This window comes from Euryhalocaulis caribicus (assembly GCF_000412185.1).
Taxonomy (GTDB): Bacteria; Pseudomonadota; Alphaproteobacteria; order Caulobacterales; family Maricaulaceae; genus Euryhalocaulis; species Euryhalocaulis caribicus.
Genome location: NZ_ASJA01000001.1, coordinates 264,285 through 275,979, shown reverse-complemented (window position 1 = coordinate 275,979; position 11,695 = coordinate 264,285). Strand labels below are relative to the sequence as shown.

The following is an 11,695-nucleotide window of genomic DNA, read 5'->3' as shown; positions in this document are numbered from 1 at the left end:
ATAACCGCCGGCCATATTTGTTTGCGCGTTTCGCGAATTCAGCCCGCTAGGACCTGACGCGCACCCCGGCGAACACGCTGCGCGGCTCGCCCGGGAAATAGCGGTAGGAGCCGAAGGCGAAGTCTGCGCGCTCGGCGTAGCGTTCGTCAGTGAGATTGCGCAGGCCGCCGAAGACCTGCCAGCCCGATCCCAGCTCATAGCTGGCGCGCAGGTTCAGGAGGTCATGGCCGTCATAGGCGGCGGTATTGGCCGCATCCGCGAAATATTTCCCGACATGGACCCATTCCGTTTCAATCACCGCCTTGTCGACCGGGCGCCAGACCAGCCGCGCATTCCACAACCATTCCGGGGCGGTATCGACCTGCGCGCCGTCGCGGATCGTCTCCGATGACGACTGAACCGCGCGGTCGAACGCATATTCATGATCGGCCCATGTTCCCGATACGGCCAGAGACAGGCGGTTCGTCACGTCGAATGCGCCGTCCAGTTCGATGCCTGCGTGGCGGGTCTCGCCATCGGTGACATTGAAGCCGTCGGCATCGCGGAAGAACACGTTCTGCTTGCGCATCGCGAAGGCGGTGATTTCGGCCTGACCGCGGCCCCATAAATCCAGCCGCGCTCCGCCTTCCAGGCTGTCGAGTTCCTCGGGCGATATGCCTGCGATCTGTTGCCCCGGCTGGAGGCGATACAGCTCCGCCGTCTGCGGGGCGCGCACGCCCCGGGCGGCGCGGGTGAACAACTGCACGCCCGGCGAAACGCGCCAGGTCAAGCCGGCGCTGGGGGCGAATGTCGTAAACTCGTCCGTGCGGTCTTCCGGCCGCAGGAAGCGTCCCTCCTGCCCCGCCGGGATATTGGTGGCGTAGTCGTAGCGCGTGTTTTCAACACGCGCGCCTGCCTCCAGGCTCAGCGCATCCGTCAGGAAATAGCGCCCTTGCGCGAAAACCGCGCCGACCAGCGCGTCGACCTCGTAGTCGTAATGCAGACCTTGCGGGAAATCGCCAAACCCCGGAAGGGTCTGGTTCTCTGTAAGGTAGCCATGGCTCCATTCCGCGTCGGCGCCCAGCATCAGGCGATTGCCTTCGCCCCATTCGCGCACCACTGCGCTCTGCGCGCCGATGCTGTCATGCCCGGTTCGCTCAAGCGCCTCCGAGGGAAGGAAGTGGAGGCGGAAGGTCATGTCGTTGGAGCGGCCATAGACCGCGCCCTGCACGCGCCACAGATCGTTCAGGCGGCGGTCCAGGTGCAGCGCCGCGCGCAGCGCCGTAGCGTCGCGGAATGCTTCCGGGTCCGGGTTGGAGCGCGCGACAGCCTTGTCCTCAAACGCCCGGAATCCGCGGATATAGGTCGCCGTCTCCTGATTGAGGTCCACCGCCGCGCCGCGCAGGCTCCAGTTCGTTGCGCCAAGACTGCCGTCCAGCCGCGCCTGAAGCGCAACACGGTCAAGACCCGCGTCGTCACGCCAGCCATCCTCATGCCGCGCGCTCAGCCCGATGAATCCTGCGCCGGTGTCCAACGGTCCCTGCGCAAACGCCCGCGCCCGCGCACGGCCAAAGGAGCCATATTCCAGCTCCGCCAGGGCTTCCGGCGTCTCGGGATCGCGGCTTATGAAATTGATCAGGCCATGCAGCGCGTTGGAGCCATAGGCCGCGCCGCCCGGCCCGCGCACCACTTCCACCCGGGCCGCGAGGTCATCGACCGCCTCGAACAATCCGTTGACATTGGCAAAGCCCGGCGCGCGCAGCGGGATGCCGTCTTCCAGATAAAGGAATGACCCCGCCCCCGCCCCGCCTGTCAGGACCGGCGAACGGATGGCGGTCAAATGCTCCGCCCCGTTTCCGCGATTGATGAATACGCCAGGGGCGCGGTTGAGCGTCTCCGCCACGTGATGCGCGCCGATCCGCGCCAGCTCGTCCGCGTCCAGAACGGCGACGGGGGTCGCGCCCAGCGCCTGCGGCTCTGCAATGCGGGAGGCGGTAATGACCACCTCGTCCTGCGCCAGCGCGGCGGGGGCGAGGCCGGTCAGGCAGGCCGCAAGCATCCAGACGGTATTTCGCGGACGCATGCGGCCTCCCCTTCTGTCTGAAATCAGATCCGGCCCAGCGCCTGATCCAGATCGCCGATCAGATCGTCGACGTCCTCGATGCCGACCGACAGGCGGATCAGCCCGTCGGTAATGCCCAGCGCCTCGCGCGCATCCTTGTCGACCGAGGAATGGGTCATGATCGCCGGGTGCTCGATCAGTGACTCCACGCCGCCGAGCGACTCGGCCAGCGAGATCACTTCCAGCGACTCCAGGAATTTTCGGGACTGCTCGATGCCGCCTTTCAGGTGCGCGGTGATCATGCCGCCGAAATCGCTCATCTGTTTCGCGGCCACCGCGTGTTGCGGATGATCCTCACGGCCCGGATAGAAGACCCGCTCGACCTTGCCGTTATCGGCCAGCCAGTCGGCGATTTTCCGGGCGTTCTGGCAATGGCGCTCGACCCGCACATGCAGCGTCTTGGTGGAACGCAGCAGCAGGAAGCAATCCATCGGCGCCGGCACCGCGCCGACCGAATTCTGGATATAGCGCAGGCGCTGGCCCAGCTCATCATCGCTGACAATCAGCGCGCCGCCGACGACGTCCGAGTGGCCGCCGATATATTTTGTGCAGGAATGGCTGACGATATCAGCGCCCAGCTTCAGCGGCGATTGCAGCAGCGGCGTGGCGAAGGTGTTATCGACCGCGACCAGCGCGCCCTTTTCCTTGCCCAGCGCGGCCACAGCCTCGATGTCGATAACCTTCAACATCGGGTTGGTCGGCGTTTCCATCCAGACCAGCTTTGTCTTGTCCGTGAAAGCGTCACGCGTGGCGTCCAGATCCGTCATGTCGACACGGGTGAAGTCGATGCCGAACTGGCGGAAAATCGTGTTCAACTGGCGATAGGTGCCGCCATAAACGTCATCGCACAGCACCACATGGTCGCCGGAGGATAGCAGATGCATCACTGCGTCCAGCGCCGCCAGGCCGGAAGAGAAAGTGATCCCGTGCTTGCCGCCTTCCAGCGAGGCCAGATTGGCCTCCAGCGCCGTCCGCGTCGGGTTCGCCGAGCGCGAATAATCATACTCGCCCTTGAACACGCCGGGGCTCGGCTGCGCATAGGTGGAGGTCTGATAGATCGGCGTCATGATCGCGCCCGTCGTCGGGTCCGGCGACTGGCCGGCGTGGATGCAACGGGTCGCGATGCGCTTGTTGTCATGCATGAAAATATCTCCGGTAAAATCTGTGCGGTTCGCGCGGATCAGGCCGCTTTCTTTTTGGCCAGATAGTCAATCAGGTCGATCTGCGAAACGATGCCGACCACCTTGGCTGCATCCACGACCACAGCGACGTGATCCGACTCGAAGATATGGAACAGCTCTTCCAGCCGCGCCTTGGGATAGATCAGGCCGGCAATCGGGCTGGCCGCCTCTGTGGCCGGCGCGTCGACGGTAATCTCACCGGACCTCAAACCGCGCAGGATGTCGGCTTCGTGCGTGATGTAAGAGCACTTGCCGCTATCCATCAGCGGAATTTGCGAGACGCCCTTTTCCTTCATTAAGCGTACAATTTCCGAAATGGGCGTATCGGCATCGGCCGTGACCGGCGTCGCGAAGCCTTCGGTCAGCAAGTCCTCGACCAGGCCCAGCTCCTCGCCTTCCTCAAGGAAGCCGTGATCGGCCATCCACTCATCGTCCAGATACTTGGAAATATAGCGCGAGCCATGGTCGCAGAGGGTCACGATGATGGATTGATCCGGGCTCATCGTTTTGGCCAGTTCAACGGCCGCATGAACGATGGAGCCGGAAGAACCGCCACAGAACAGCCCCTCTTCCCGCACCAGCCGGCGCGCCATCTGGAAGGATTGCCGGTCATTGACCTGCACCATGTCGTCGACGACCGTGAAGTCCATCGCCTGGCACTCGATATCCTCGCCAATCCCCTCCACGGCGTAGACATAGGCGGTCGGCAGGGAGCCGGACTTGAACAGGCCATAATGGACCGAGCCGAGCGGATCGACGCCGACAATCTTCACGTTCGGCGCGTGCTCTTTCATGTAGCGCCCGACGCCGGAGACCGTGCCGCCCGTTCCGGTGCCGCCCATGAAAACATCGAATTTGCCGCCGTCGGTGTCCTCGAACAGCTCCTGGCCAAGATTGCGGCAATGGCCCTCGATATTCCACGGCGAGTGATACTGATTGACGTAAAACGCGCCCGGCGTTTCCTCGGCGATCTTCTTGGCGCGGTTCACATAGTGATCCGGCGAATCGCCCGGCACGTCGGTCGGCGTGATGATCACTTCCGCGCCGTAGGCCTTCATGGAATTGATCTTCTCGCGGCTCATCTTGTCCGGCATCGTGAAGACGCAGCGATAGCCCTTAACCGCGGCGGCCATGGCCAGCGACTGGCCCGTATTGCCGGACGTGTTCTCGACAATCACCCCGCCGGGCTTCAGCAGGCCTTCCTGTTCCGCGCGTTCAATGATGTAAGGGGCCATCCGGTCTTTGATTGAGCCCGACGGATTCATGTATTCGCACTTGGCGTAGATCGTGGCCCCGCCCTCCGGCGCGACCTTGTTCAGCTTCACCAGCGGGGTCCGGCCGATGGCGTGCAGGATATCTTCGTATGTCTTCATGGGATTGTCCGCGTTCACATTGGCCGCCCGGCGCGCGCGGAAGAATATCCGGCGAGCCGTAAGGACCGTGGGAGAAATTTGGGCGGACTATGCCAGCGGTCTTGCGGGAATGAAATGCCGCTAACCGGCCAGTATCAGAAACCTGATTCTTCCTGCGCGCTCTCGATGCGCTGCACCACCGCGCGATCCCGTTCCGCGGAGGTTAGGTAGGCGTCCAGCAAGTAGCGCTTATATCGCTCCGCCCGGTCCTGTTCCGACAATCCGGTTTGCCGCGGCGGGTTCGCCTCCAGGCGCAGCGCAAGGGATGTCTTCTGGCTTTGCCGCATCGCGCAGAATCGCGCGTCCAGCATTTCCACGACCTCCATATAGAAAGACGTGTCTTCGTGATTCTCGCTTCCGCAAGCTGATCCGCCCTGCATCATTACCAAGGCGGACGCTGCAACCAGCCCCATCATAAGTTCGATCCCCATCGACTATGATGGAAATGTTACAAAGCGTTAAGGTTTGTGGCAAGCACCGACGCGATGTTCAGCCGCCCGGCAGGGTGGCGGCCCATGGGGCGATCCCCTAAGAACGTTGCAAACAATCACTCTCCGAATGAAGACACAGAGGGCAATGACAAAACTCGACCGCGTTATCGTGACCGGCGGCGCCGGATTTATTGGCTCCGCGCTGGTCCGCAAGCTGGTCTCTGACGGCCATGACGTCCTGACCCTCGACAAGCTGACCTATGCCGGCGACAAGCGCGCGCTGGGCGACGCGCTGGATGCGGGCAATCACCGCTTCGTGCAGGCCGATATCGCTGACCCGGACGCGGTAAAGCGCGTCTTCGCCGAGTTCGAACCCGACGCAGTTTTTCACCTGGCGGCTGAAAGCCATGTCGACCGGTCCATCGACGGGCCGGCGGAGTTCATTCACACCAATCTGGTCGGCTCCTTCGTGATGCTGGAAGCGGCGCTGGAGCAGTGGAGCCGCGCAGGCAAGCCGGAAGATTTCCGCTTCGTCCATGTCTCGACTGACGAAGTCTATGGCGAACTCGGCGATGAAGGCGCTTTCAGCGAGGAAACGCCCTACGCCCCGAACTCTCCCTATTCCGCCACCAAGGCCGGGGCTGATCATCTCGCGCGCGCCTGGCGGCAGACCTATGGGCTGCCTGTGGTCATTACCAACTGTTCCAATAATTACGGCCCCTATCAGAACGCCGAGAAACTCTTGCCGACCCTGATCCGCAAGGCCGTGACGGACCAGCCTCTGCCCATTTACGGCAAAGGCGAGAATGTCCGCGACTGGCTCTATGTCGACGACCACGTGACCGGGCTGATTGCGGCGGCGAAATCGGGCCGTCTGGGCGAGAAATATAACATTGGCGGCAATGCCGAGGCGCAGAATATCCAGATCGCGCGCACGGTCTGCGCGCTGCTTGATAAATTGGCCCCGCGCGACGACGGCAAACCCTATGCCGACCAGATCACCTTTGTCGAAGACCGGCCGGGTCATGATTTCCGTTACGCCATCGACGCTTCCAAGATCTCGTCCGAGCTGGGCTGGGGACCGCAGGAAACGATCGATACCGGGCTTGAGAAGACCATTGCGTGGTATCTCGATAATCAGTGGTGGTGGTCGGACCATATCAAGGATGGCGACCGCATCGGCCTGACCCGCGCTGGATAGGGCGGGAACCGCCTCATCCTGCCCTTCCCGTTAGCGTCAAGTTGCTCTTCGCGCTGCACAATGATGTAGTCTCGGGCAAAACACGAAAGAAGGGATGGGAGACGTGCCGGATCTCGAAAAATTCCGCGAGGAAGCCCGCGAATGGCTGGAGGCGAACTGCCCCGAAAGCATTCGCAAACCCGTCAGCGGCGAAGACGATATCGTCTGGGGCGGCCGCAACTGGGTCTTTAAATCCGACGATCAGAAAATCTGGCTGGACCGCATGGCCGAGCGCGGCTGGACCGTGCCCGAATGGCCGAAAGAATATGGCGGCGGCGGTCTTTCCAAGGAAGAAGCCAAGGTCCTGAAACAGGAAATGGCGCGCATCAAGGCGCCGCCTCCGGTCAACTCCTTCGGCATCTGGATGCTGGGTCCGGCGCTTCTGAAATTCGGCTCCGAGGAACAGAAGCGGGAACATCTGCCCCCGATCTGCCGCGGCGAAATCCGCTGGGCGCAGGGTTATTCCGAACCGGGCGCCGGCTCCGACCTCGCCGCGCTGCAGACCCGCGCAGACGACAAGGGCGACCACTATATCGTCAATGGCCAGAAGGTCTGGACCTCATACGCCGACGAGTGCGACAAGATTTTCTGCCTGGTGCGGACCGATCCATCGGCCCCCAAGCATGAGGGGATCAGCTTCCTGCTGATCGACATGGATCAGCCGGGCGTCACCACCAAGCCGATCCGCCTGATCTCCGGCAAATCTCCGTTCTGCGAGACTTTCTTCGACGATGCGACCGCGCCGAAGGAAAACCTTGTCGGCGAACTCAACAAGGGCTGGACCATCGCCAAATATCTGCTGACCCATGAGCGCGCGATGATCGGCGGCATGGATTCCTCGCAGGTTCTGGGCCGCTCCCCCGGCGAAATCGCCGCCGACACGGTTGGCCGCAACAGCGAGGGCGAGCTGGCCGATTCCTTCCTGCGCTCTGACATTGCGCGCTCGGACGTGGATGGTTGGGCCTTCATGCTGACCATGGAGCGCTACCGAGACAAATCGAAAGCCGGCGAGGGCGTCGGCGCGGCGTCATCGGGCCTGAAATATTACGGCACGGAGCTGAACAAGCGCCGTTATGAGCTGTCCATGTCCGCCTCCGGCTTTAACGCCTTGAAGATCGGCGACGGCATCGACTCGGAAGAGGGCGAAATGGCGCGACGGTGGTTGCGCACCAAGGCCAACTCCATCGAAGGCGGCACGTCCGAAGTGCAGCTCAACATCATTTCCAAACGTATTCTCGAACTTCCGGACGCTTAAGACATGGCTCTTGTACTGAATGAAGATCAGGAAATGCTGCGCGACGCCGCGCGGGGTTTCCTTCGCAGACGCTCGCCCGTTTCCGAGCTGCGCCGCGTGCGCGACGAGCAGGTCGAGGGCGGTTTCTCCCGCGACATCTGGCGGGAAATGGCCGAGCAGGGTTTCGCCGGGGTGCTGGTGTCAGAGGAATATGGCGGCTCCGGCTTCGGCCATGTCGCCGCAGGCCTGATTGCCAATGAAATGGGCCGCACGCTCGCCCCCTCCCCGTTCCTGTCCTCCGCCGTTCTGGGCGCCGCGGCGCTGGGGCGGGCCGGAACGGACGGCCAGAAGGGCGAATATCTGCCCGGCATCGCGGGCGGAGAACTGATCACCGCGATGGCGGTCGATGAGGGGGACAAGCACAAGCCCGAACATGTGACCCTGAAAGCCGAAAAATCCGGAAATGGCTTCAAGCTCACCGGCGCCAAAACTTTCGTCGCCGATGGCGGGGCCGCGGATTTGCTGATTGTCTCGGCACGCACAGCGGGCGCGGACGAGGACCAGCAGGGCGTCACCCTGTTCCTGGTCCCCGCGGACGCCACGGGCGTGACGATCAACACCACCCCCACGGTCGATAACCGCAACTATGCCGACATCACGCTGGATGGCGTGGAAGTCGATGGCGACGCCGTGCTGGGCGAGGTCGATAACGGCTTTGTCCTGCTGGAATCGGTCCTGAATGCGGGCCGAAGCGTGCTGGCCGCCGAAATGGAGGGGCTGGCCAAAGAGTCCTTCGACATGACGGTGGACTATCTGAAAACGCGCAAGCAGTTCGGCAAGATCATTGGCACGTTCCAGGGGCTGCAGCATCGCGCCGCGCATCTGTGGACGGAGCTGGAGCTGGTCGAATCCGCTGTGCTGAAGGCGCTTCAGACGCTGGACGAAAATTTCGACGGCGCCGGCGCAATCGCCGCGCTGGCCAAGGCCAAGGCGGGTTCGGTAGCGCGTCTGGCCACACAGGAAGCGATCCAGATGCATGGCGGCATCGGCATGACGGACGAGCACGATATCGGTTTCTACATGAAGCGCGCCCGCGCGGCGGACGAGTTGTTCGGCGACGCCGATTTCCACGCCGGGCGCATCGCCATGCTCCGCGGATACTAGGGAGAATTCAAATGCCCACGATTGACGAAGTTGAAGCCAAGGTCGGCGAGGAAGTCGGCGTTTCGGACTGGATCACGGTCGACCAGGCGCGCATCAACGCCTTCGCCGAGAATACCGGCGACCACCAGTTCATCCATCTCGATCCCGAACGCGCGAAAGCGGAAACGCCCTTCGGCGGGACCATTGCGCACGGCTTCCTGACCCTGTCCCTGCTCAGCCAGATGGGCGGTCAGGCGCTTCCCGCGGTCGAGGGCGTGACCTTTGGCGTCAATTACGGGTTCGATTACCTGCGCTTCCTGCAGCCGGTTCCGGCGGGCGGGAAAATACGCGGACGCTTCACCCTGAAATCCCTTGACCGGTCGAAGCCCGGCCAGGCGCGCCTTGTCTATTCCGTCTCTGTAGAGATCGAGGGATCGGACAAGCCGGCGCTGGTCGCCGACTGGGTCACCATGATGGTTCTTGGAGAATAGATTATGAGTATTCGTTTTGATGACCGCGTCGCCATCGTCACCGGCGCGGGCGCCGGGCTTGGCCGCGCGCACGCCCTGGCGCTGGCCGAACGCGGCGCGAAGGTGGTGGTCAATGATTTCGGCGGCGCGCGCGACGGCACCGGCGGCTCCTCCGGACCGGCCGAGGACGTGGCCGAAGAAATCCGCAAAGCCGGCGGCGAGGCCATTTCCAACGGCGCCGATGTCACCGACTATGCCGCCGTCGAAAAGATGGTCGCCGCGGCAATGGATAAATGGGGCCGCGTCGACATTCTGGTGAACAATGCCGGCATCCTGCGCGACAAGACGTTCGTGAAGATGGAGCTGGACGATTTCCGCAAGGTGATCGAGGTGCATCTCATGGGCTCGGTCAACTGCACCAAGGCGGTGTGGGAGATCATGCGCGAACAGGCCTTCGGCCGTATCGTCATGACGACCTCGTCCTCCGGTCTCTACGGCAACTTCGGACAGTCCAATTACGGCGCGGCGAAGCTGGGCCTGGTCGGCCTGATGAACACGCTGAAACTGGAAGGCCAGAAATACGATATCCGGGTCAACTCGCTATCCCCGGTCGCGGGAACGCGCATGACCGAAGACCTGATGCCGGAGAACATTCTGGACCTGCTGCAGCCCGAGTCCGTCTCCCCGGCCGTGGTGTTCCTCGCCTCCGACGATGCGCCGAATGGCGCCATCATCGCCGCCGGCGCGGGCGGTTTCTCGCGCGCCTACATCCACGAAACGGAAGGCGTCTACCTGCCTGAAGACAAGCTGGACGGTGATGGCGTGGCCGAGGCGTGGAAGAAAATTTCCGACGAGTCCGGCCAGAAAGCCTATGAGCAAGGCGGCGAACAGTCCGTGAAATTCCTGCAGGCCGCCGCCAGGGACAAAGGGGTGGATCTGGGCGGCGGCTCCTGACGCCGCGCCCGCGCCTTCCTATCTGTTAGACAAGCATTATCCGCTCGACCCGAGCCAAGGAGACTTCCCATGCGTGAAGCCGTCATCGTTTCCACAGCGCGTACGCCGATCGGCAAGGCCTATCGCGGCGCTTTCAACAACACGACCGCCCAGACCCTGGGCGGGCATGCCATCCAGCACGCGGTCGAGCGCGCCGGCATCGACCCGGCCGAGGTCGAGGACGTGGTCATCGGCGCGGCCCTGCAGCAAGGCAGCGCCTTCCAGAATGTCGCGCGTCAGGCGCTGGTCCGCGCCGGCCTGCCCACCTCCGTCCCCGGCATGTCGGTGGACCGCCAGTGCGCCAGCGGCATGATGGCCATCGCCACCGCCGCGAAACAGGTTGTTGAGGACAACATGGCCATCGCGGTCGGCGGCGGTCTGGAGTCTATCTCCATGAACCAGACCAAGGACATGTTCTTCATCCCCGATCCGTGGCTGCTGGAGAACATGCCGTCCATCTACATGGCGATGATCGAAACCGCCGAGATTGTGGCCGACCGCTACAATATCAGCCGCGAAGCGCAGGATGCGTATTCCCTGCGCAGTCAGCAGCGCACCGCCGCGGCGCAGGAAGCGGGCAAGTTTGACGACGAGATTGTGCCCCTGCCCTCCACGATGAAGGTCAAGGACAAGGAAACCGGCGAAACCAGCGACAAGGACGTTGTTCTGAAAAAGGACGAGGGCAATCGCCCGGAGACGACGCTGGAAGGCCTGGAGGGCCTCAAGCCGGTCTTCGCCGGCGGCCAGAGCGTCAAGGAAGGCCAGTACATCACCGCCGGCAACGCCTCTCAGCTCTCCGACGGCGCCTCCGCCTCGGTTCTCATGGAGGCGAAGGAGGCCGAACGCCGCGGACTGGAGCCGCTGGGCGCCTATCGCGGCATGGCGGTCGCCGGGCTGGACCCGGATGAAATGGGCATCGGCCCGGTCTACGCCATCCCGAAGCTCCTGGAGAAGAACGGCCTGAAGATGGACGATATCGGCCTGTGGGAGCTGAATGAGGCGTTTGCTGTCCAGGTCATTTATTGCCGCGACAAGCTGGGCATCCCGGACGAACTCCTGAACGTGAACGGCGGCGCCATCTCGGTCGGCCACCCTTACGGCATGTCAGGCGCGCGCATGGTTGCGCACGCCCTGATCGAAGGGAAGCGCCGCGGCGCCAAATATGTCGTCTCCACGATGTGCGTGGGCGGCGGCATGGGCGCTGCGGGCCTGTTCGAAGTCCTCTAGGCTTCGTTTTCTCCGCCTTCATCGCGGCCGCGGGTTTTCCCGACCCCGGTCGCGATGCCAAGCCCCACTAGAATCAGAACGGCAACGCCGATCCAGACAGGGGGCACGCCCAGCAGATGGGCGCCGATCGCGACGCCCGCGACGAAGATGATGTAACCGATGAGGTAAAGTCCGAAAGTCGACATTGGGCGATCCTTGTTTGGCTATTTGGCGACAGAAACTGTCCCGCTAGCCGATTGTTCCGAAACAGCTAAAGAAAAGCC

Annotated in this window: 11 protein-coding genes; 6 read left to right on the top strand and 5 right to left on the bottom strand. The window is 62.9% G+C overall.

Annotated features, from left to right (window positions below; genetic code table 11):
- Positions 1-46 precede the first annotated feature (46 nt).
- From L338_RS01345 to L338_RS01330, 4 genes are all read right to left on the bottom strand, one after another.
- Complete coding sequence (locus tag L338_RS01345) at positions 47-2,062, bottom strand: TonB-dependent receptor (RefSeq protein ID WP_022696561.1); 2,016 nt, start codon at positions 2,060-2,062, stop codon at positions 47-49.
- Positions 2,063-2,085: 23 nt separating this feature from the next.
- Entirely contained in the window at positions 2,086-3,243 is a 1,158-nt protein-coding gene (locus tag L338_RS01340; RefSeq protein ID WP_022696560.1) for a cystathionine gamma-synthase, read from the bottom strand.
- Positions 3,244-3,281: 38 nt separating this feature from the next.
- Entirely contained in the window at positions 3,282-4,655 is a 1,374-nt protein-coding gene (locus tag L338_RS01335; protein WP_027068170.1) for a pyridoxal-phosphate dependent enzyme, read from the bottom strand.
- Between the two features lie 134 nt (positions 4,656-4,789).
- Positions 4,790-5,110 (bottom strand): hypothetical protein, encoded by a 321-nt coding sequence (locus L338_RS01330; RefSeq protein WP_022696558.1) that lies wholly within the window; start codon positions 5,108-5,110, stop codon positions 4,790-4,792.
- Positions 5,111-5,270: 160 nt separating this feature from the next.
- On the opposite strand from L338_RS01330, the gene rfbB reads away from it, so the two are divergent.
- The 6 genes from rfbB to L338_RS01300 all read left to right on the top strand — a co-directional run bounded on the left by rfbB (position 5,271) and on the right by L338_RS01300 (position 11,432).
- Positions 5,271-6,326 carry a dTDP-glucose 4,6-dehydratase gene (rfbB, locus tag L338_RS01325; protein WP_022696557.1) on the top strand — a complete coding sequence of 352 codons (1,056 nt, stop codon included), beginning with the start codon at positions 5,271-5,273 and terminating at the stop codon, positions 6,324-6,326.
- 103 nt (positions 6,327-6,429) lie between these two features.
- Entirely contained in the window at positions 6,430-7,620 is a 1,191-nt protein-coding gene (locus tag L338_RS01320; protein ID WP_027068169.1) for an acyl-CoA dehydrogenase family protein, read from the top strand.
- Positions 7,621-7,623: 3 nt separating this feature from the next.
- Entirely contained in the window at positions 7,624-8,763 is a 1,140-nt protein-coding gene (locus L338_RS01315) for an acyl-CoA dehydrogenase family protein (RefSeq protein WP_022696555.1), read from the top strand.
- A gap of 11 nt (positions 8,764-8,774) precedes the next feature.
- Positions 8,775-9,233, top strand: coding sequence for a MaoC family dehydratase (locus L338_RS01310; protein WP_022696554.1), 459 nt, complete (start codon positions 8,775-8,777; stop codon positions 9,231-9,233).
- Positions 9,234-9,236: 3 nt separating this feature from the next.
- On the top strand, positions 9,237-10,166 hold the full coding sequence (locus tag L338_RS01305; RefSeq protein ID WP_022696553.1) for an SDR family NAD(P)-dependent oxidoreductase: 930 nt from the start codon (positions 9,237-9,239) through the stop codon (positions 10,164-10,166).
- A 69-nt stretch (positions 10,167-10,235) separates the two neighbouring features.
- A complete protein-coding gene (locus L338_RS01300; protein WP_022696552.1) occupies positions 10,236-11,432 on the top strand; it encodes an acetyl-CoA C-acyltransferase in 1,197 nt (398 codons plus the stop codon).
- On the opposite strand, the gene L338_RS01295 is transcribed toward L338_RS01300, so the two are convergent.
- On the bottom strand, positions 11,429-11,617 hold the full coding sequence (locus L338_RS01295; protein ID WP_022696551.1) for a hypothetical protein: 189 nt from the start codon (positions 11,615-11,617) through the stop codon (positions 11,429-11,431). The genes L338_RS01300 and L338_RS01295 overlap by 4 nt on opposite strands.
- Positions 11,618-11,695: the final 78 nt, after the last annotated feature.

Excerpts from the sequence above, each read along its gene's own strand:
- L338_RS01345 (WP_022696561.1), bottom strand. The coding sequence starts at position 2,062 with ATGCGTCCGCGAAATACCGTCTGGATGCTTGCGGCCTGCCTGACCGGC.
- L338_RS01340 (WP_022696560.1), bottom strand. The coding sequence starts at position 3,243 with ATGCATGACAACAAGCGCATCGCGACCCGTTGCATCCACGCCGGCCAG.
- L338_RS01335 (WP_027068170.1), bottom strand. The coding sequence starts at position 4,655 with ATGAAGACATACGAAGATATCCTGCACGCCATCGGCCGGACCCCGCTG.
- L338_RS01330 (WP_022696558.1), bottom strand. The coding sequence starts at position 5,110 with ATGATGGGGCTGGTTGCAGCGTCCGCCTTGGTAATGATGCAGGGCGGA.
- rfbB (WP_022696557.1), top strand. The coding sequence starts at position 5,271 with ATGACAAAACTCGACCGCGTTATCGTGACCGGCGGCGCCGGATTTATT.
- L338_RS01315 (WP_022696555.1), top strand. The coding sequence starts at position 7,624 with ATGGCTCTTGTACTGAATGAAGATCAGGAAATGCTGCGCGACGCCGCG.
- L338_RS01310 (WP_022696554.1), top strand. The coding sequence starts at position 8,775 with ATGCCCACGATTGACGAAGTTGAAGCCAAGGTCGGCGAGGAAGTCGGC.
- L338_RS01305 (WP_022696553.1), top strand. The coding sequence starts at position 9,237 with ATGAGTATTCGTTTTGATGACCGCGTCGCCATCGTCACCGGCGCGGGC.
- L338_RS01300 (WP_022696552.1), top strand. The coding sequence starts at position 10,236 with ATGCGTGAAGCCGTCATCGTTTCCACAGCGCGTACGCCGATCGGCAAG.
- L338_RS01295 (WP_022696551.1), bottom strand. The coding sequence starts at position 11,617 with ATGTCGACTTTCGGACTTTACCTCATCGGTTACATCATCTTCGTCGCG.